Origin of the sequence: Archangium minus, assembly GCF_044360475.1 — a bacterium.
Classification (GTDB): Bacteria; Myxococcota; Myxococcia; order Myxococcales; family Myxococcaceae; genus Archangium; species Archangium minus.
This window is the reverse complement of record NZ_CP043494.1, coordinates 6,440,954-6,460,523: the sequence shown is the minus strand read 5'-3', so window position 1 is coordinate 6,460,523 and position 19,570 is coordinate 6,440,954. Positions and strand designations below refer to the sequence as shown.

At 67.0% G+C, this 19,570-nt stretch carries 16 protein-coding genes; 11 read left to right on the top strand and 5 right to left on the bottom strand.

Annotation, left to right across the window (positions count from 1 at the left end; all coding sequences use genetic code 11):
• The first annotated feature begins 174 nt into the window (after positions 1–174).
• Entirely contained in the window at positions 175–1,701 is a 1,527-nt protein-coding gene (locus tag F0U60_RS26180) for a catalase (protein ID WP_395824743.1), read from the top strand.
• A 47-nt stretch (positions 1,702–1,748) separates the two neighbouring features.
• Positions 1,749–2,387 (top strand): ankyrin repeat domain-containing protein, encoded by a 639-nt coding sequence (locus F0U60_RS26175; RefSeq protein ID WP_395824740.1) that lies wholly within the window; start codon positions 1,749–1,751, stop codon positions 2,385–2,387.
• Positions 2,388–2,391: 4 nt separating this feature from the next.
• Here the strand turns inward: F0U60_RS26175 and F0U60_RS26170 are convergent, their stop codons facing one another.
• Positions 2,392–3,138: an alpha/beta hydrolase family protein gene (locus tag F0U60_RS26170; protein ID WP_395824737.1), complete on the bottom strand. Its 747-nt coding sequence runs from the start codon at positions 3,136–3,138 to the stop codon at positions 2,392–2,394.
• Positions 3,139–3,301: 163 nt separating this feature from the next.
• Between F0U60_RS26170 and F0U60_RS26165 the strand changes: the two genes are divergently transcribed.
• From F0U60_RS26165 to F0U60_RS26155, 3 genes are read left to right on the top strand one after another with little or no spacing between them, the layout of a single operon-like run.
• Positions 3,302–4,054, top strand: coding sequence for an ABC transporter ATP-binding protein (locus F0U60_RS26165; protein ID WP_395824733.1), 753 nt, complete (start codon positions 3,302–3,304; stop codon positions 4,052–4,054).
• Positions 4,051–4,833, top strand: coding sequence for an ABC transporter permease (locus tag F0U60_RS26160; protein ID WP_395824730.1), 783 nt, complete (start codon positions 4,051–4,053; stop codon positions 4,831–4,833). The genes F0U60_RS26165 and F0U60_RS26160 overlap by 4 nt, the downstream gene beginning before the upstream one ends.
• Positions 4,834–4,862: 29 nt before the next feature.
• Positions 4,863–5,906 carry an ABC transporter substrate-binding protein gene (locus F0U60_RS26155; protein WP_395824727.1) on the top strand — a complete coding sequence of 348 codons (1,044 nt, stop codon included), beginning with the start codon at positions 4,863–4,865 and terminating at the stop codon, positions 5,904–5,906.
• 589 nt (positions 5,907–6,495) lie between these two features.
• On the opposite strand, the gene tesB is transcribed toward F0U60_RS26155, so the two are convergent.
• On the bottom strand, positions 6,496–7,365 hold the full coding sequence (gene tesB / locus F0U60_RS26150) for an acyl-CoA thioesterase II (RefSeq protein WP_395824724.1): 870 nt from the start codon (positions 7,363–7,365) through the stop codon (positions 6,496–6,498).
• A gap of 249 nt (positions 7,366–7,614) precedes the next feature.
• Here tesB and F0U60_RS26145 point away from each other — a divergent pair, with 249 nt between their 5' ends.
• A complete protein-coding gene (locus F0U60_RS26145; RefSeq protein WP_395824721.1) occupies positions 7,615–8,175 on the top strand; it encodes a hypothetical protein in 561 nt (186 codons plus the stop codon).
• 30 nt (positions 8,176–8,205) lie between these two features.
• Here F0U60_RS26145 and F0U60_RS26140 read toward each other — a convergent pair whose 3' ends face one another.
• A complete protein-coding gene (locus F0U60_RS26140) occupies positions 8,206–8,649 on the bottom strand; it encodes a protease (protein ID WP_395824718.1) in 444 nt (147 codons plus the stop codon).
• A gap of 249 nt (positions 8,650–8,898) precedes the next feature.
• Positions 8,899–9,999 carry a M35 family metallo-endopeptidase gene (locus tag F0U60_RS26135; RefSeq protein ID WP_395824714.1) on the bottom strand — a complete coding sequence of 367 codons (1,101 nt, stop codon included), beginning with the start codon at positions 9,997–9,999 and terminating at the stop codon, positions 8,899–8,901.
• 457 nt (positions 10,000–10,456) lie between these two features.
• Here F0U60_RS26135 and F0U60_RS26130 point away from each other — a divergent pair, with 457 nt between their 5' ends.
• The 3 genes from F0U60_RS26130 (at position 10,457) to F0U60_RS26120 (ending at position 16,371) form a co-directional block, all read left to right on the top strand.
• Positions 10,457–14,707 carry a M4 family metallopeptidase gene (locus tag F0U60_RS26130; RefSeq protein WP_395824711.1) on the top strand — a complete coding sequence of 1,417 codons (4,251 nt, stop codon included), beginning with the start codon at positions 10,457–10,459 and terminating at the stop codon, positions 14,705–14,707.
• Between the two features lie 3 nt (positions 14,708–14,710).
• Positions 14,711–15,505, top strand: a complete 795-nt coding sequence (locus tag F0U60_RS26125; protein ID WP_395824708.1) for a hypothetical protein — start codon at positions 14,711–14,713, stop codon at positions 15,503–15,505.
• A gap of 167 nt (positions 15,506–15,672) precedes the next feature.
• On the top strand, positions 15,673–16,371 hold the full coding sequence (locus F0U60_RS26120; RefSeq protein ID WP_395824705.1) for a hypothetical protein: 699 nt from the start codon (positions 15,673–15,675) through the stop codon (positions 16,369–16,371).
• 27 nt (positions 16,372–16,398) lie between these two features.
• On the opposite strand, the gene F0U60_RS26115 is transcribed toward F0U60_RS26120, so the two are convergent.
• A complete protein-coding gene (locus F0U60_RS26115) occupies positions 16,399–18,192 on the bottom strand; it encodes a YndJ family transporter (protein WP_395824702.1) in 1,794 nt (597 codons plus the stop codon).
• A 60-nt stretch (positions 18,193–18,252) separates the two neighbouring features.
• Between F0U60_RS26115 and F0U60_RS26110 the strand changes: the two genes are divergently transcribed.
• Both F0U60_RS26110 and F0U60_RS26105 read left to right on the top strand, forming a co-directional pair.
• The gene (locus F0U60_RS26110) at positions 18,253–18,903 is read left to right on the top strand and encodes a 2OG-Fe(II) oxygenase (protein WP_395824699.1); all 651 of its coding nucleotides are present in this window, start codon (positions 18,253–18,255) and stop codon (positions 18,901–18,903) included.
• Positions 18,900–19,559 (top strand): SRPBCC domain-containing protein, encoded by a 660-nt coding sequence (locus tag F0U60_RS26105; protein ID WP_395824696.1) that lies wholly within the window; start codon positions 18,900–18,902, stop codon positions 19,557–19,559. The genes F0U60_RS26110 and F0U60_RS26105 overlap by 4 nt, the downstream gene beginning before the upstream one ends.
• Positions 19,560–19,570 lie beyond the last annotated feature (11 nt).

Genomic DNA, 19,570 nt, shown 5'->3' with positions numbered 1-19,570 from the left:
CGATATTTCGTTGCCACAACGTTCTGTCGTTGCTCCCCCCGGGCCATCCAAAGCAAACCCCTGAAACTCTTGGGGTTCTGGCGTTGGTCCGTTTCCCGCAGTGACGCAGGTGCAGAGGGTGGCCCGGTGAGCTCCACGGGCGCCCCCGACCCCGACACGAGGAACGACGACCCCATGAGAAACCTGATTCGCACGACGCTGATGGCCCTGGCCCTGGGTGTGAGCGGAGGCGCCCTGGCCGCCTCGCCACTGACCACCGACAGCGGCGCCCGGGTGGGCACCAACCAGAGCAGCAAGACGGCGGGACCGCGCGGCGGCATCCTGCTGGAGGACTTCCACCTCATTGAGAAGCTGGCGCGCTTCGATCGCGAGCGCATTCCGGAGCGGGTGGTGCACGCGCGTGGCGTGGGTGCCTACGGCGAGTTCATCAGTGACGGCGACTTCTCGAACCTCACGCGCCTGTCGATGCTGTCGGCCAAGGGGAAGAAGACGCCCATGTTCGTGCGCTTCTCCACGGTCATCCACCCGCAGGGCTCGTCCGAGACGGTGCGGGATCCGCGCGGGTTCGCCCTGAAGTTCTACACGGACGAGGGCAATTGGGATCTGGTGGGCAACAGCCTGCCGATCTTCTTCATCCGGGACGCCATCAAGTTCCCGGACATGGTGCACTCGCTGAAGCCCTCGCCGATCACCAACCGGCAGGATCCCAACCGCTTCTTCGACTTCTTCAGCCACGTGCCCGAGAGCACACACATGCTGACCCAGGTCTACTCGGATCTCGGCATCCCGGCGAACTACCGACAGATGGACGGGTTCGGCGTGCACGCCTTCAAGTTCGTCAACGCGAAGGGCGAGGTGAAGTACGTGAAGTTCGCCTGGCGCAGCCAGCAGGGCGTGAAGTCGCTCACCGCCGAGGAGGCGGAGCGGACCCAGGGGAAGGACATCCAACACGCCACCCATGATCTCTACGAGAGCATCGGCAAGGGCCAGTTCCCCTCGTGGGTGCTGACGGCGCAGGTGCTGGATCCGAAGGAGCTGGACGCGTTCGACTTCGATCCGCTGGATGCCACCAAGGTGTGGCCCGAGAGCAAGGCCCCGTCCATCAAGCTGGGCCGCTTCACGCTCAACCGGATGCCGGACAACTTCTTCGAGGAGACGGAGCAGGCCGCCTTCTCGCCGGGTGTGATGCCGTCCGGGGTGGAGCCGAGCGAGGACCGGCTGCTGCAGGGCCGCCTGTTCTCCTATGCCGACACCCAGCGCTACCGGGTGGGAGCCAACTACCTCCAGCTGCCGGTCAACCGGGCCCGAGCCGAGGTGCGCAACAACAACCAGGGGGGCAGCATGAACTTCGCCAATACGCGCTCGGACGTGAACTACGAGCCGAGCATCACCGGGCGCACGGGGGATGACACGCGCTTCCTGCTGTCGCGCGCGCCGCTGTCCGGGACCACGCAGCAGCAGCCCATCCAGAAGACGCTGAACTTCGCCCAGGCCGGTGAGTTCTACCGGTCCCTCCCGGCGGATGCGCGTGCCCGGCTGGTGAAGAACTTCGCGGCCGACCTCGGCCAGGTGAAGAGCGCCGAGGTGAAGACGCGCATGGTCGGCTTCCTGCTCCAGGCGGATCCCGAGTACGGCGAGCAGGTGGCGCGCGCGGTGGGGCTCAAGCCGGAGAAGGCCCGCACCGCCGACATGGTCCCCTGAGCCGACGCAGGTAGCCGCGCACCCTCTTCTCTTCCGGAGACACCCTCATGAGCACCCTCAAAGCCAACACTCGAGTCCGGCGCGCGGTGGGCGCCGCGGTCCTCCTCGTCCTCTCGGTCCTCGCCATCTCCTCGGGAATGGCGCTCTTCCGGCCGACGCACGCGGAGGCGGCTCCGGCGGGAGTCCGCCGGGAGCTTCCCGTCACCGAGGCAGAGAACATCCTCCTCGCGGCGGCTCGCGAGGGAGACACCGAGGTGGTGCGCGGGCTGCTCGCGGCCGGCACACCCGCCGCCCCCCGGGACGCGCGCGGCTACACACCGCTCATCCTCGCCGCCTACCACGGGCACCTGGAGACGGTGCGAGCGCTCATCTCGGGCGGGGCGAACCCCTGCGAGCCGGACACCCGGGGCAACACCGCGCTCATGGGCGCCGCCTTCCGGGGGCACCAGGCGGTGGTGGATCTGCTCATCGAGAGCGGCTGCCGCGTGGACCAGCAGAACCTGCTGGGCCAGACGGCGCTGATGTTCAGCGCGCTCACCGGCCGCATCGACGTGTCCCGCGCGCTCGAGCGGAACGGCGCCCACCGCGAGGTGCGGGACGCCCAGGGTCGCACCGCGGAGGACTGGGCCGCCACCCAAGGCGTGGAGCTGCCCGCGCCGCACCAGGGGGCGCCCACCGGGCAGTAGCCCGTCACTCCCGATAGAGGGTCCGCCGGAGGAAGCCGAGCGAGCGGTTCCAGACGTCGTCCCAATCTTGCTGCCGCATCATGTGCTCCGACTCGGGATACTCGACGTACCCCACGTGGGAGCCCAACGCGGGATGCCACTCCCAGAGCGTGCGCGCGAAGTCGCGGGACCAGTGTGGCGGCACGACGTTGTCACGGCCCCCGTTCAGCAGGAGCAGTGGGTTGCGCGCACAGTCCCACGGGCGGTGGACGGGCGCGTGGCGCATCAGCTCGCGGATCTCATCGGTGATGTGCCCGTCCCGAGGAGTCCAGTCCGGCGAGCCGAGGATGGATACAGTGGCCTGGACCCGCGAGTCCTGGGCCGCCACGGTCAGCGCCGTGTACGCGCCGAACGAGACACCCGCGATCCCGATGGGCCAATGACCCTCGTGAACCGCGTGGTCGATGACCCGTGAGACATCGTGGGCGGACTCGCGGATGGCGTGAAGCAGGCGGGTATGGGACTCGGGCTGGCCGAGCCACGACATCTCATCGAGCCACGCGTCTCGCCGGGCCCCATGGTGCGGAGCGTCCACTCCGATGGCACTCAACCCCCATCGGGCGAGCGCGTTCATCTCCCAGCGCTGGGAGTCTGCGTTCGCACCGAGCCCGTGCAGGACGACGACAGCTGGGCCAGGCCGGGGCTCGTAGTGCAGCTTGAGCACGGGGATGCGTCCATCCACGAAGAAGCGGTACTCGTCTGGCGTGTACACGGGTCGACCTCCCTGCCGAAGACGCCGCTGGCCCTCCATGCGGTCACTCAGAGCATTGGCCAGGGGAGCGCCATGCGGTTAGAAACCGTTCTACCACATGGCTCACCCCAGCCCGGTCCCCCCCGATTCGCCTCCGCCCAATGACAGCAGGGGCGGCGTCCGCGTGCAGATCTCCGGCCTCCGGCGGATTTTTCCAGGCGGCGTCCCTGTGCTCGACGGGATGGACCTGGACATCGCCGCGGGCTCCTTCGTGGCCCTGGTGGGCCCCTCCGGGTGTGGCAAGTCCACCCTGCTGCGACTGGTGGCCGGGTTGGACAAGCCCGACGCGGGCACCCTCACCTTCACCCCTCCCCTCGAACGAACCCGCGGCGCGCGCACCCCCATCGCCTACGTCTTCCAGGATGCGCACCTGCTGCCCTGGCGCTCGGTGCTGGACAACGTGGCCCTACCGCTGGAGCTGGCCGGCGTCCCCGCGTCCGAGCGCCACCCCGCGGCGCATACCCTGTTGAAGGAGGTCGGGCTCGGCGACGCCACCTCGCGCTTCCCGGCCGAGCTCTCCGGTGGAATGCGCATGCGTGTCTCCCTGGCCCGAGCGCTCGTCACTCGTCCCCGGCTGCTGCTCCTGGACGAGCCCTTCGCCGCCCTGGATGAACTGACGCGCAACCGGCTGGACGATCAACTCCTGGCCCTGTGGAAGGAGCTGGGGATGACCGTCCTCTTCGTCACCCACTCCCTCTCCGAGGCCGCGTACCTGGCCGAGCGAGCCGTGGTGCTGTCCCGGCGTCCCGCGCGCGTGATGCTGGACCACACCCTTGCCCTCCCCAAGGAGCGCACCCCCGCCCTGCGCGCCGAGCCCGACTTCGCCCGCGAGATGGGCCTGCTCCTCCAGGCCCTGGAGCGAGGAGACGCCACATGAAGACCTCATTCCCGGGCTCGCTCCTGGCACCCGTGGCCGCGCTCGCCGTGCTCCTGGGGCTCTGGGAGGGCGTGACACGCGCCTTCGCCATCCCCGTCTGGCTGCTGCCGCCCCCCTCTGCCGTCGCCATCGTCGGGGCCCACGAGGCGACGGCCCTGCTGGGCGCGGCGCTCACCACTGGACGCTCGGCGTTGCTGGGTTTCGGGCTGAGCGCGCTGGTGGGCGTGCTCGCCGCCATTCTCCTCTCCTCATCGAAGCTGCTGGAGCGGGCGTTCTATCCCTACACCCTCTTCCTGCAGACGGTGCCCATCATCGCCATCGCCCCGTTGCTGGTGCTGTGGTTCGGCCCGGGGGGACGCGCGGTGGCCGCCTCGTCCTTCATCGTCTCGCTCTTTCCGGTGATCGCCAACACGCTCTCTGGGATGCGCTCGGTGGAGCCGGCGCTGCGGGATCTCTTCCGCCTCTACGGGGCGCGCCGGCTCGCGACGCTGTGGAAGCTGGAGTTGCCCGCCGCGCTGCCGCACCTGTTCACCGGCCTGAGGGTCGCCTCGGGGCTGGCCGTCATCGGCGCCATCGGAGGCGAGTTCGTCGCCGGCTTCTCCGAGGATGCCGCCGGCCTGGGCATCCTGGTGCTGTCGGCTTACCGACAGTTGCGAACGGATCTGCTCTTCGCAGCGGTGCTGGCGGCCTCGGTGGTGGGACTGGCACTGTTCGGAGCGGTAAGCCTGACGGGATCCCGGCTGCTGAGGCGCTGGCACCCGTCGGCTTCGGGCTCATAAGGAACCATTTCCTCTGGAGGAACCAACAAGTGAGAAGACGTCTCGTCGGATTGCTGGGCTGTGTGGCGCTGCTCGTAGCCGTAGGGGCGTGCTCTCGTTCAAAGGAAGGCACGAAACAGGCCGAGGGCACGGATGCAGGCAGCGGCGCGCAGGCTCAGGCGGCGCAGACCGCGCAGGTGAAGCTGGCCCTCAACTGGGTGCCCGAGCCCGAGTTCGGCGGCTTCTACGCCGCGCGGGAGACGGGAGCCTTCAAGCGGCACGGGATGGAGGTGAACATCCTCGGCGGCGGAGCGGGCGTGCCGGTGATGCAGATGGTGGCCTCCGGCCAGGTGGAGTTCGGCATCGTGGCCGCGGATGATGTCCTCACCGCCCGGGTGCGCGGCGTGGACGTGATTCCCCTGTTCGCCGTGTACCAGACGTCGCCCCACGGCATCATGGTGCACGCCTCACGAGGGGCGAAGGGCATCAAGGACGTGCTCGCCTCGGGGACCATCGCCCTGGAGCCCGGCCTGCCGTATGCCGCGTACCTGAAGAAGAAGTACGGCTTCGACAAGGTGAAGGTAGTGCCCTACGACGGTGGCGTGGCTCGCTTCGTGGCGGACAAGGAGTTCGCGCAGCAGTGCTTCATCACCTCGGAGCCCATCGCGGCGCGCAAGCAGGGTGCGGACCCGACCGTGTTCCTGGTGGCCGACGAAGGCTTCAATCCCTACCAGGCCGTGGTCATTACCCGCCGGGAGTTGTGGAAGGAGCAGCCGGAGCGGGTGAAGAGCTTCGTAGCGGCGGTGCGCGAGGGCTGGAGCAGCTATCTGGAGAACCCTGAGCCCGCAAACGCGGTCATGGCGAAGCTGAACACCACGATGGACGCGGAGACGTTCGCGGCGGCCGCGCAGGCGCAGAAGCCGCTCATCGAGACGGAGGAGACGCGCGCCCGGGGGCTGGGGACGATGAGCCGCGAGCGGTGGGAGACGCTGGGGCGGCAGCTTGTGGAGCTGGGCCTCATCGAGAAGGCGCCGCCCGTGGACGAGTTCCTGCTGGCGGAGTTCACGGCGCCGGCCAGTAAGGCCTCGCCCTAAGACGCGCTATCCGGAGTGCGTCCAGGCCAGGTCTGGGTCCTCCGAGCAGAGGAACCGCCGGCATTGGTGGCGCTTCTGGCGCCGTGGCTGAGTTGGCTGCGACCAGGGGTGGCGGCTGGGTTTGACGCCGCTGCCCCAAACAATGACAAACAAAACAACGAAGCAGCTTGCACACCACTCAATTAAATACAAACAAAGCACGCCATTCCAATCAAAAACAGACACAGACACTTATTTCTGTTTTTGTTTGTATTTAATTGCAAATATAAACATCCAGTCGTCCCATATGCGCGAAATGTAGGCATGGGTGGCCAAGACCATGGATACAGATACACTGTAACGCAGACATGTCGCGCATCAGGCGCATGGCTTACATAGTCGCGAAATGTAGGCACGGTAGTTCGTGTACGAACCGTCCGACGCAAGCCCGGACCCTGGCCTGCCCTCCCGGGTCCGAGGTGGCGAGCGAGGCGCCGTCATGCAGGGCCGTACTCAAGCCGTTGACATGAAAACGCCCTCACCCCACCCCACATGGGGCGGAGGGAGGGCGGATCCATCCAACGAAACGCTCGGACCGAGGCCAGCCCGTTCAGCGTGCGTCCTGGCGCAGACGAACGAGGCCCTCCTGGGCCACGGACGCCACCAGACGGCCATCCCGGGTGAAGATGTGCCCGCGCGCCAGACCTCGGGCATTGCCCGCCCAGGGGCTGTCCATGGCGTACAGGAGCCAATCGTTCACGCGCATGTCGGTGTGGAACCACAGGGCGTGATCGAGGCTCGCCATCTGCATGTTGCGCTGCATGAAGCTGGCGCCATGCGGCTGGAGCGAGGTGGTGATGAGGTTGAAGTCGGAGGCGTAGGCCAGCACGTACTTGTGCACCTGCGGATCCTCCGGGAGCAGCCCGTCGGCGCGGAACCACACGTACTTGATCGGCTCGCCCACCTTCGGGTTGAACGGATCCACCTGCGTCACCGGGCGGATCTCAATGGGCTTGTCGCACAGGATCTTGTCCCGCACCCGCTCGGGGATGAGGTGGGCATTGCGGCGCAGCAGCTCGACGTCCGAGGGGAGCCCCTCCGGCGCGGGCACCTCCGGCATCTTCGCCTGGTGCTCGAAACCGGGCTCGTCCCCCTGAAAGGAGGCCATCATGGTGAAGATGGGCTGGCCCTTCTGGATGGCCGTCACACTGCGGGTGGTGAAGCTGCCACCATCACGCACGCGTGTGACCGTGTAGACCACAGGCAGGCTGGCATCGCCGGGGCGTAGAAAGTACCCATGCAGCGAGTGGACATGGCGCTCGGGTGCCACGGTCCGGCTGGCCGCTGAAAGCGACTGACCGAGCACCTGTCCACCGAAGAGCTGCCGGTAACCGAGGTCCTGGCTCCGTCCACGGAACAGGTTTTCCTCGATGGCCTCCAGCTTCAGAAGCTCCAGCAGGTCCTCCAAAACTCGACTCATTGCGTCACCCCTCCAATGCGGCCGCTTTAGAGGAAATGGAGGGACTCCGCCAGAGACAGCCATAGGAGCCCGCGAGAGGAACCCTCCCCCTTTCTCGGAAACCGGGCCTGAGGGGCAGGCAGCCAGGTGCGCCTGGGCCTCACTGGGAGCGCGAGCGGACGGAAGAGGAGAATACCGCTGTTGCCAGCGCCGTCAGGTCACCTCGTACACTGCGGTCCGTCCCTATCCCCCTGGAGGAGATTCTTACCTATGCGAATCCTGGTGGTACTGGCCTGCTTGATAGGACTGTTCGGAGCACTCCCGGCACACGCCTCGGGCCTCGAGGACGTCTTCGGACGGGAGGTTCCTCTCGGACAAGGGCGGCCAGCGGTGGTGCTCTACGCCAACCGGGACACGCGCCAGGTCCTCCGCGAGCACGCCATGCGGTTCGCCTACGAGCTGCGCCACGAGAACCCCATTGTGGTGGTGCATGTGGACCTGCGTGGCATCCCCGGCTTCTTCATGGGGGCCGCGAGCAGGGAGATCCGCAAGATCCACAAGGATTCGCTCGACAAGGTCCGGCAGCTGTTCCTGGAGCACGGTCAGCAGCCGCCCGCCGACCTGGAGGCGTCGTTCTACATGGTGGCCGACTCCAGCGGCGAGCCGCACCGCGCGCTGGGGCTGGTGAAGGGCTTCCAGCAGGTGCTCATCCGAGCGATGAGCCCCTCGGGCCGGGAGCTCGCGCGGGGGCCATTCCCCCAGGCCGCCGGGACCATCCGCCGGGTGCTCGAGTCGTCGGCCCCGCCGCGCATCAGCGCGGTCTCCCGGTAGTGCCCCTCGGCGGCCTGGAACGGCCTCAGCTCAAGGCGCGGTGATCGTCGTCTCGATCACTGGGCACTGCACCGGCGTGGACTGGAGCTGATCCAGGGTCCGAGGCACATCCGCCTGCTTCTCGGCGACATCCATGAGCTGGTTGCTGAACTCGATGCGATAGCGCCCCGGCTGGTTCATCTCATAGGCCAGGGTCAGCTCCACCCGGGCCTCCACCGACGCGCCGGGGGCGATCGTCACGTAGCTGTCCGCGGACGGGTTGGCCCGCTTCACCATCGGCCCCTGATAGGGAATCTCGGTGCCGTCGCGGGTGACTTGGAAGTCATTGCCGCGCAGCCCCTCGAGCGGCGTACGCCACTTGAGCACGAACAGGGGCTGCGCCGTGCGGTTGGTGAGCTGGAAACGAACCTCCACGGGCTCACCCGCGCGCACGCTCGGAGGCACGCTCAACGAACACTCCAGGGGCGTTGCCACGGCCGGGTTCTCCTTCTGAGGTGGGGCCTCCTGTTGCTGCGCCGGCTCCGGCTGCGCCGGGATTTCCTTGCGCGTACATGCGCTACCACCGAATGCCAGACAGCACAGCGCGACCCAACCCACATGTCCACGAGTCATAGGACGGATTCTCTCCGCTCCAGGCGCGGCAAGGATGGGCGCACGCGCCAGAAAAGAAAAACGGGAGCGTCGCCGCTCCCGTCTCCCATCAAGCCCCTACCCTAACCGAGATCACGGCAGGGAGGGCGTGTTCTCCGCGAAGTACTCGTGGTTATCCGCGTTGTCCAGGGCCCGGGTGGCGCTGGAGGTCGCCAGGCTCTTGGCCGCGGTCTGCCCGTAGGCGTGGTCATCCGTGCCCGCCACCACGTTGAAGTGGCTCATCTCGTGGACCAGCGTGCCCGCCTTGGAGTCCGTGCCCGTCGTGGGGGCGCTCCAGAAGGCGTTGCACACGTAGATCTTGTACGGCTGGGTCGGGTAGACGTAGGCGTAGTAGCTGTCATTGCAGCTGCAGTCGACCACGATCGCCGCGTTGGCCAGGGCGTTCTTGATGTTGGTGAAGTGGTTGCGCGCCGTGGTCAGGTTGGTGGTGGAGAAGGTGCCGAACCAGGTCTTGTAGCGCGTGGTGCTGGCGGAGATGCCGTTGAGGTAGGTCGACGCGTTGTTCGCGTAGGTCCTCGCGGACGTCAGCGCCGAGCTGATCGACGACTGCTCAGAGCTGGTGCAGGAGCCGGAGTACGACAGGCCCTGGGCCGACACGGTGCCCTGCGCCTGGAGCTCGGGCAGGCCGCTGTCACGGCCCTCGATCCACAGGTTCACAAGGTTCGAGTCGAGCTGCGCCGCCTTGGTGAGCACCGCGCTGTGCTGCTCCAGCGAGCGCGCCGCGTAGCGGATGGTGTAGCTGCCGGTCTCGGACAGATCATACATGCCAGAGACAGGCGCCGAGCCCGACAGGCTCTCGCCGGGCTGCAGGGTGATGTAGTCCTCAGCGCGCGGCGCCGCGCGCTTGATGTGGGGACCGATGTACTCCACGGGCTCGCCGTTGCGAGACACCTCGAACAAGCCCTCCTTGAGGCGCTCATCCGGGATGTAGAACTTGAGCAGGCGCACGGGCTCGGACGAGATGTTGGTGAGGGTCACCGTCACCGACACGTCCTCGCGAGCGCTGAGGGAGGCCTTGGTCACGGACAGGCTCACCGCCACCTCGCCCGTAGCCTGCGCGTCGACCTGCTCAGTGGCAGTCTCGACATCCGCCGGCGCGCCGCACGCACCCAGCATGGACACACCGACGATTCCCCCCACCAGCCACTTGAAACCGCGAACGCTCTTGCTCACGCAGTGACTTCCTTTCTGAACGAAGGACCGGTAGCGCTTTGGCTACACCGGTTAATCAATACTTATAACAAAATCCTGGAATTCGTCTACGGAAACGTCTTCACGGAAATACATTGAAATAATTCTTTCCAGGGTACCGGCACATTTATGGATGGGCGCCACGTGTCCGTGGGGGCCCCAACGACAGCACGGGGCAACGCACAGGCTTTCCTGTTTTTACCTGTCTGTGTGGCCGATCCGTCGCCCGCCGGGTCTGGACTGATTCAGCCCAAAGTTCCAATTGTGTATACTTCCGCTGCTGCGCTGAAAGGCGAAAGTCCAGGGAGAAGTGTGCCCGCTGTACGCAGTCGGACTCTTCGAGCATCAGCGGAGTCGTAGTGCCGCTCCCGGCGCTGGTGCTCGATGTGGGTGCCGGACAGCCGGTCACCTCCTCGACGAAGTCCGGTGGAGTCAATCCATGTCCATGCCGTGGCCTCGCTGGCCTCTGCTCCTCGCCTCGCTGCTGACGGCGGGTCCCTCCCTTGCGGGTGAGAAAGTCACCCCGCTCTCCCAGTCCGCGCTCACACAGCTCCGAGCAAGGGAGCCGTCGCGCGTGGCCGAATCCCTCACCACGCTGCGAACCCAGAAGACACGCCTCGGGCTGAATGACGGGGATGACTTCCGGATGTCCGGTGCCCACACGGACCGCTTCGGCCTCACGCACGCTCATTTCCAGCAGCTCCACCAGGGCGTGCCGGTCTGGGGCGCCATGGCCATCACCCACCTGGATCCGAGCGGACGAAGCCTGCCGATGACGGCGAACGGGCTGCGCACGGGCATCCGCCTGTCCACCCAGCCGACGGTGGACGCGGCCAGCGCGATCTCCCTGGCGACCCTCGAGCTTGCCCCGCGCGGCCTGTTGGGTGCCGAGCCGACCGCCGAGCTCATCATCTACCCGGAGACGCGCCGGGTGAACCTCGCGCCGCACAAGCCCTTCAAGCAACAGAACGCGGCGGACTTTCAGCACGAGGTGGTGGGCTACCGGCTCGCCTGGCACGTCCACACCGAGCTGGACAACCCCCAGGACGGCATCGCCCACACGGACCTCATCCTCGACGCGCGCTCCGGCGAGGTGCTGAAGAAGTGGAACTCGCTGGAGACGGCGGCGGCCATCGGCAAGGGCCTCTCCCAGCACAGCGGAACCGTGCAGCTCAACGTCTGGAAGAACAGCGAAGGCCTTTACGAGCTACGGGACACGACCCGCGCCCTCGGCGAGGGGCTGCGGACCTATGACGTGAACCACGCCAACGTGCAGAACGGCGCCGAGGCCACGCTCACCCTGTACACGGACCCCGACAACACCTGGGGTGATGGGGCGAACTACATCCCCGGTAGGCCCACGCTCAGCGACAACGGCCAGACGGCCGCCGTGGATGCGCACTACGGCCTGCAGGCGACGTGGGACTACTACCTGAAGATCCACGGCCGGCTGGGCATCGACAACGCTGGCACTCCCACCTTCAACCGGGTGCACGTCAGCAACCTCTACAACAACGCCTTCTGGAACAGCTCGTGCTTCTGCATGAGCTACGGCGACGGCTCCTACCCCAGCTCCGCCACGGGCTCCAAGTCCCTCGCCTCGCTCGACGTGTCGGCCCACGAGCTGAGCCACGGCGTCATGTCGCAGACGGCCGCGCTCATCTACTCCGGTGAGTCCGGCGGCCTGAACGAAGCCAACTCCGACATCTTCGCCACCATGACGGAGTTCTGGGTGCGCAACGGCCAGGGCTCCACCATTGGAGATGGCACCAAGGGCAACTGGTTCATCGGCGAGAACCTGAATCCGTCCGCCCCGATGCGCTACATGCACAAGCCGAGCCTGGACGGCGTGAGCGCGGATGCCTGGTTCCCCGGCATCGAGAACATCGACGTCCACTTCAGCAGCGGCCCGATGAACCGCGCCTTCTACTTCCTGTCCCGGGGCGCGGACAAAGCGAGCTTCGAGCTCGAGACCTCCAGCGAGTACCTGCCGGAGGGCATGACGGGGATCGGCAACGACAAGGCGGCGGCCATCTGGTACCGGGCCATCACCGTCTACCTGTTCCCGTCGGCCAACTACATGGCGGCCCGCACGGCGTCCCTGCAGTCGGCGGCGGACCTCTTCGGTGCCGCGTCCAACGAGTACCGCGCGGTGCAGAACGCCTTCGCCGCCATCAACGTGGGCTACTCCGCCAAGATCTATGATGACCGGACGGATCCGTCCGTTACCGCGAGCGTCTCGGGCAGCGCCCCGAGCATCCAGATGCACGCCCTGGGCTCGGACAACGTGGGTATCACGCGCGTGGAGTTCCTCGTCGACGGGGTCCTGGTGGGCACGGACGCCTCGCTGCCCTTCTCGGCGCCACTCGACACCACCACGCTCACCAACGGAACGCACCAGCTGGTGGCGAAGGCCTTCGACCTGGCTGGCAACTACAGCGCGTCAGCGCCCCATTCCTTCAACGTGGCCAACAGCTTCGAGCAGCTCCTGAAGGATCCGGGCTTCGAGAAGGGCGGCGAGGGCTGGGAGGCCAATCCCCGCGGCAACATCAACTACCCCGTAACCGGCGCGCGTACGGGCCAGGGCTACGTCTGGCTCAACGGGTACGGCTCCGTCCACGTGGACAACCTCTACCAGGACGTCACCATCCCCGCCTCCGCCGCGCGGGCCTCGCTGACCTTCTACCTCGAGCTCACCACCGCGGAGCCCGCCACCGCCGCCAGGGACACCTTCGTGGTGCAGGTGCGCAACACCTCGGGTGACGTGCTGGAGACGCTCGCCACCTGGTCCAACCTGGACGCGACGTTCGGGTGGGTACAGCGCAGCTTCGACCTCTCCGCCTACGCGGGCCAGACCGTCCGCATCTACCTGGAGGGCAACGAGGACGCCACGCTCGGCACCAGCTTCAAGGTCGATGACTTCACGCTGCGCGTGAGCGACGCCGCTGATGCCGAGGCACCGTCCGTGACGGCCAAGACTGTCGTGGTGGGCAACAAGGTGGGCTTCTTCGCGAACGTGTCGGACAACGGCCACGTCGACGCCGTCGAGTTCTTCCTGGATGGCACGTCCGTGGGAACCACGCCCAAGTCGTTCGCCTACGTGCTGGACGCCTCGTCGCTGTCCAATGACGTGCACACCGTCACGGCCCGCGCCGTGGACGCTGCGGGTAACGTGGGTGACTCGGCCCCGGTGACGTTCTTCTTCGACCTCAACCAACAGCAGCGGGTGCAGAACCCCAGCTTCGAGAACACAACCGCCCCGGGTCTGGCGTTCTGGCCGGTCACCACGACCCTGCCTGGCTCGGCCCGACTCCTCACGAACAGCTCCTTCGCCCACACGGGCGCGACGTTCTTCCTCTTCTGGTCGAACCCAGGCCTCCACAGGTCGTCCGTGTACCAGACCGTCGCCATCCCCTCGGACGCCACCTCGGCCATCTACAGCTTCTGGCTGCGCATCTACAACGGCGCCTTCACCGATGGGAATCCGCACCACACCCTCACCGCGAAGGTGCGGGACTCCAGCGGCGTGGAGCTGAAAACGCTCCAGTCGTTCTCCAACCTGGATGACACCGGTGGCAACTACTTCGAGCACCGCTTCGATCTGAGCGCCTACAAGGGCCGGGTGATCCAGCTCTACTTCGAGGCCAACCAGTCGGAGGCGCCGCAGGTTCCAGGTGGCGTCACCCAGGTGTTCCTCGATGACGTCACGCTGACCACCACGAGCACGCCGGACACGCTGCCTCCCCAGCTCACCGCGTCCGTCAGTAGCACCTACGGGGATACGGTTCGACTCCATGCCTCCGTGAGCGACAACGTCTGGACGGCGCGCCTGGAGTTCTCCGTGGACGGCACCCCGGTGGTCACGCGCACGGAGCCCCATGGCAGCTACGCGGAGCCGTTCGATGCGTCCGCTCTGACCAATGGTCCCCACACCCTGACGGTCAAGGCGGTGGACATCTCGGGCAACGAGAGCACGGCGGAGGTGGTCTTCGACATCTTCAACTCCAAGGTGGTCGACGTGGCCGGCCCCAACGTCAGCGTGGGCCTGGAGGGCCTGTTCGAGACGACGGTCCTGAAGGCCGAGGCCACCGACGACACGGGCGTCACGGCCGTGGAGTTCTACGTGGATGGCGCGTTCAAGGGCCGGGCCCTGGCACCGCCGTACACGCTCCCCTTCAGCCTCCTCCCGCTGGCGCCCGGTGAGCACACGCTGGAGGCGGTCGCGTACGACGCCTACGGCCACTCCAACAAGGCCTCGACCACCTTCACGAGCGAGGCCGTCTCCGTGAGCGTCGGGTCCCCCTTCATCGTGGTGCCGGTGGGCGGCTCGGCCACCCTCACCGCGAGCGTCGCCCATGCGGTGAACACGTCGTTCACCTGGGCCCTGAAGGAAGGACGCATCTGCGGTTCTCTCACTGAAGCGGGCGTCTACACCGCGCCCACCGGCCCGGGCTTCTGCCACGCCATCGCCACCAGCACCGTGGCTCCCGGCGCGAGCGCCACGACGACCATCAAGGTCTTCACCGGCGATCTCAACGGCGATCACGTCGTGGACGGAGAAGACATGGGCCGGATGGCCCAGGCCTACGGCTCCACCGGCCCCAGCGCCGGCGAGGACGTGGATCTCGATGCGAGCAGCTCCGTGGACGACAACGACGTCACCCTCTTCGTCAGCCAGTTCGGACGGTAAGCCATGAAAACGTTGACCCAATTCATTGTTCCGCTGCTGCTCGGGCTGCTGACCGCCTGCGGCAACCCCAATGCCGGGCCGGTGACGATCTCACCGAAGACAGCCACCGTGAACGCGGGTGACCGGTTCACCTTCACCGCCACCATCAAGGACGCCAAGGAGCCCCAGGTGCTCTGGTCGGTGGAGGGCGGTGATGCCCACGGCACCATCTCCAGCACGGGTGTCTACACCGCGCCCTCGGAGCCTGGCACCTACACCGTGGTGGCCACGAACGCGGCGGACACCACCAAGAAGGACACGGCCACTGTCACCGTGCCGGGCACCTCGGGCGTGGGTTATCAGGACCCGACGGGCACCGGCTGGCGCCTCGTGAAGAACACGGGTGCGTCCACGGACAGCCGCCTCGTGCTGGATCTCGTGGGCCCCGCGGATCAGTCTGGCCGGGGCGTGGGCCTGACGCTCTCGGTGGACTCGGCCCAGGCGAGCTGGTCCAAGGTGTCCGACGCGGACACCGAGTATGTGACCAACCGGCTGTTCGAGCTGGGCAGCGAGCCCCGGCTCTTCAAGAGCACCATCAAGGAGGGCACCCTCTCGCTTGGCGTGTTCCAGAAGGGCGTGACCGGCCCGGCGACGGCGTACTCCGGGGCCCTGCTCTCGGTGGCGCTGGAGCTGAAAACGAGCCCCTCGACGCCGGCGGGCACCGTCGTTCCCATCTCCGTCATCAAGGCGCACGCCCTGACGGACAGCGGTGACCTGAGTGCCATCGACGTGGCCGTGGGGACGCTCACCACCCGGTGAGCCCTCACTCCAGGTCACTCGAACGGCGGTCTCCTTCCCGGGAGGCCGCCGTTTTTATTTGGGCGCGACTGCTTCAAAAAATCCCGGTTCCCAAATTCCGGCGCACGTCCGGTCTTCCTAGACAAGAGGCCCTCATGCAGGGGGCCCGTCTCACCTGGGAGAGACACATGAGAACCCATTTCCGTTACCGGTCGTCCCTGCTGCTCGCGCTGTCGCTCGTTACGTCCGCTTGTGGCGGAGGCACGGAAGGGATGGAGGAGTCCACCCACCTGGGCACGCACGAGCCGCGCATCGAGGATGCCCAGGAGACCCGCATGCGCATTGGGGGAGCCGTGCGGTTCGACAACGGGGGCTCCGTGATGGACTTCATCGTCTACCGAGGAGACCTGCAGTTGATGGACGCGAAGGTGACGTTCAACGGCATCCCCGTCGAGTACGACATCTCTCGCGGCACCTACAACCTGGTGGAGTTCCTCGGCTCGGTGTTCTCCGAGGGGCGCTCGGCCGAGGTGTGCGCCGCATGGCAGGATGAGTTGCTCTGCCGCACGCTCACGGCTCCCGGCGACTTCTCCATCCTCGGCCCCGAGATGTTTCAGCGCGTGAGTGGCAGTCAGCCGTTCTGGGCGTGGTGGCAGACATCCGCTGGCGCCTCCCGCTACGAGCTCACCCTGACGGATTCGAGCGGCTCCGACACGCTGGCGCGCGTGTCCATGAGCGGCACCCCGAGCTACATGTTCTACCCCGTGAACTACACCGGCCTCGCGACCCTCACCGTCGAGGCAGTGGCCCTCGCGCCGGACAGCGACGTGCTGGGCGAGCTCACGGTACAGCGAATGGTCCGCGTGTCCTTTCACCTCGAGCCGTGAGGGCCACTTCGGGGGAGGACTCCTCCCCTACCCCGGGCGGGTCTCGCTGGCGCGCTGGATGTAGTAGTGCAGCTCCATGTACTTCCTGCCGAAGAACCACATCTCGTGCCGGGCCCGCAGCACCACCGAGGGATCGTCACAGGGCGGCTCCGTTTGCGGCGTGCCCTCGGAGCTCCAAACCCAGATGGTCTCGTTGAGAGGCAGCCGCAGCGGGAGCACCGGGTTGGCCAGGTATACGCCCTGGTCGCCCCCCGGTACCTCCTCCTGAGCGCACGAGGTGAGCCGCAGCCCCGTGCCTCCCGGCGCGTCATGGTCGATGCGCAGGATGCTGGTCATGTTGGAGAAGGGCAGCGGGAAGGCGATGTTCATGTACCGCATCGCGCCGGCAACGTGGCTGGAGTAGGCGGCGACGTAGATGGGGCTTCCATCACTCTCGTAGGTGCGGATCCACCCGCGCACGCGCTCGCGACCGTCCTCCCTGTCATCCACGGCGACGATGGCCCCCTTCACCCCATGGCGTTGGAGGTTCGCCGCACTCGGCAGGACGAGCTGCTGCACCTGCCGCGCGAACCATCCCCACAGCCGCCCCCCGAGCCGGAAGCCCGGCTTCCAGTCCGGGACGACCCACAATGTGTAGCTCGCGGTGTGCTCATAGAAGCGCCGGACCTCCGGGTCCAACCGGAGCGGGTCGAAGTCGGGACGTGCGTACTCGGAGAAGTCGTCCACGAGGCCCGTGGGTTGACGGCCGTCCGAAGGGGCGAGGCGCTCGAAGAAGCGCGGACCCGTCCGCCCGCGAGAGCTCAACCGGCTGAACACCAACCCCGCCACGTTCGCGCGTGAGGCGGGGTGCAGCAGGCGCATACCGAGCAACCCGAGCCCCACGAACCCCAGGGCGTTCAGCGTGCCGTGGAAGCGGAGCATGGTGGGCAGCGCCACGAGGCTCGGGCGGAACAGGCCCCAGAGACCGGCGAGCGTGGTGGAGCCGAGCAGCGCCAGGCCCGCCGCCACCAGCAGCCAGCGGCCCGCGCTCCTGGAGTCCACCCGCACGGCGCCCACGAGCAGCAGCACCGCCACCAGGGGCAGCAGGAGCACATAGATCGTCACGCCGATGATCTCGATGATGCGGAAGCCGGCAATGCCCGCGGCGAGCAGGGGGAACGCCCCGATCAACCCCACGGCAACGACCGGATAGAGCCGCCAGGCCCGAGGAGCCAACGTCCGGCGGGAGCCGAGAATCCGTCCGAGCAGCCCGACGAGGAGCAGGCACCCGAAGGCGGCGAAGTGGAAGTGGATGGCGGTGAGCAGCACCCACAGCCCCTGGAACCCCAGAAGCGGGAAGTCCCCCAACCAGGTGAGCATCCAGATCGCGCCGCCTGGGAGGACCAGCAGGGCCACGTCGAGGGTCATCTCCTCCAGGAGGAACGCGCTGCGCCCGGCCAGCCGCACGAGCCCGTGCAGTGCGGCGCAGACTGTGAAGAGCAGATACGGCACGCCCAGGGCAAACCGGGCCTGCCAGGGCAGCTCCAGGGCGAATGCCGGCACGAGCGCCAGGGCCCCGATGGGATGGAGGACACCGGCCAGGGTGAACAGCCGGGAGGGACGTCCGGAGCGCACAGGGACAGAGGTGAGCGGGAGACCCAGCGGGACGATCACGAGGGGCGCCAACAAGAAAAGCGTCTCGGCCAGGAGGAACTCGTGAACCTCCCCCGTGGCCCACCTCCACGCCAGCAGGGTAAGCCAGATTCCAAATCCGAGAATGGGCACCCCCGCGGCGTACGGGACGCTCCCGCCCTCCCCCTGTTCGGCTGTCAGCATGCGCATCGTGGCCACAACATACCCGCATTGATCGACTTCTCGCGTCGACTGAGGCCAAATCCTCCCATGCGCTTCCAGCCACCGTGGAGCGGAGCCTTCCGCCTCCAGAACTTCTTCCACCGCACGCCCAACGCCCTGCCCGTGGACGCCATCGAAGCCATCCGGTCGGCCATCCTGGGCTCCTCCCTGCTGGGCGAGACCAATCTGTCCTCCCATTTCTCGGGGACCTATGGCTTCTCAGTGACGTTCCGACGCGAGGCCCTCTCCGAGGTGACGGAGCGCTTCCCCGCCTTCGCCCCCTTCCTCCAAGCCGCGCTCCTGCCAGATAGCAACGCGTTCCTGCTCAACCCGCTCCTGGTTCAGAACGGGCGCGGGGTGGATGCGCACTTGGATCGCAGCATGACTTTCTACGGAGCAAGCGTCGACGGGCCGATCGCCGTGAGCGTGCTCTACGTCCAGGTGCCCGAGCAGCTCGCAGGGGGCGAGCTGCGGCTGTATCACCGCGGCAAGCGAGTGGCTGCGTTGGCGCCCCTGCCGCACTCGCTGGTGACGTTCCGGGGAGACCTGGTGCACGAGGTGGTGGCGGTCGAGGCCGGGGCCCCGGAGCTCTCAGCGGCGCGCATCAGCCTGGTGGTCGAGCAATACCGTATGCCGAAGGCGCAGCTCACCAAGGTGCCTCGGTTCGAGCTGCGGACCCGGCAGGGAGCGCTGGCATGAGCGACACGCGCGAGTTGAAGATGGAGTGGTGGGTGGCCCAAAGCCAGGAGCAGGTCTTCGCGGCCATCGATGATCCCTTCCGGATGCGACGCTGGTACGGGGCCCCTCCGGGAGGCCATCGCCTGGGGGAGGAAGGAAGCGATGAGGATGGCGAGCCGTTTCGGGTGAACTTGATCGATGCGAAGGGCGCCCCCCTGGTGCAGACCGGACGTATCCTCGAAACGTACCCTCGCATGGGGTTCCTGATGGAGCTGAGCTGGGACGGCGGGGACCTTGGCTACGAAACAACCCGCGTCTCCTTCACCCTCCACCCCGATGGCGAAGGGACTCGCATCAAGATCCGTCAGGGACCCTTCTCGAGTCATGCGGTCGAGGACGCGTACAGGGCGTACTGGGAAGCCAACGTGGGGCGGCTGATCCGCGTCGCCTCCGGAGAAGCCGTGCCCTGCTTCGAGGAGTTCTGGGAAGAGTCGAATGGCTTCGTCGAGCCACTCGGCCTGGCGGCCTATACCGTCCTGGCTGGCATGCGGGAGGCCGGTGCAGCGCCCGAGCTCATCGCCCAACTCGAGGAAACGCTCTACACGCACCTCTCCCGCGTGCCGGAGGAAACCGCGAAGGTGCTGGGAGCAGTCCTTCGCGCGCGCCTCAATCAGTAGGGGCAGGACCT

What these genes read in the sequence shown, in the direction of transcription:
- tesB (WP_395824724.1), bottom strand. Translation starts at nt 7,365, where the DNA reads ATGAGTCGAGTTTTGGAGGACCTGCTGGAGCTTCTGAAGCTGGAGGCC.
- F0U60_RS26115 (WP_395824702.1), bottom strand. Translation starts at nt 18,192, where the DNA reads ATGCGCATGCTGACAGCCGAACAGGGGGAGGGCGGGAGCGTCCCGTAC.
- F0U60_RS26120 (WP_395824705.1), top strand. Translation starts at nt 15,673, where the DNA reads ATGAGAACCCATTTCCGTTACCGGTCGTCCCTGCTGCTCGCGCTGTCG.
- F0U60_RS26145 (WP_395824721.1), top strand. Translation starts at nt 7,615, where the DNA reads ATGCGAATCCTGGTGGTACTGGCCTGCTTGATAGGACTGTTCGGAGCA.
- F0U60_RS26125 (WP_395824708.1), top strand. Translation starts at nt 14,711, where the DNA reads ATGAAAACGTTGACCCAATTCATTGTTCCGCTGCTGCTCGGGCTGCTG.
- F0U60_RS26180 (WP_395824743.1), top strand. Translation starts at nt 175, where the DNA reads ATGAGAAACCTGATTCGCACGACGCTGATGGCCCTGGCCCTGGGTGTG.
- F0U60_RS26105 (WP_395824696.1), top strand. Translation starts at nt 18,900, where the DNA reads ATGAGCGACACGCGCGAGTTGAAGATGGAGTGGTGGGTGGCCCAAAGC.
- F0U60_RS26175 (WP_395824740.1), top strand. Translation starts at nt 1,749, where the DNA reads ATGAGCACCCTCAAAGCCAACACTCGAGTCCGGCGCGCGGTGGGCGCC.
- F0U60_RS26160 (WP_395824730.1), top strand. Translation starts at nt 4,051, where the DNA reads ATGAAGACCTCATTCCCGGGCTCGCTCCTGGCACCCGTGGCCGCGCTC.
- F0U60_RS26110 (WP_395824699.1), top strand. Translation starts at nt 18,253, where the DNA reads ATGCGCTTCCAGCCACCGTGGAGCGGAGCCTTCCGCCTCCAGAACTTC.
- F0U60_RS26130 (WP_395824711.1), top strand. Translation starts at nt 10,457, where the DNA reads ATGTCCATGCCGTGGCCTCGCTGGCCTCTGCTCCTCGCCTCGCTGCTG.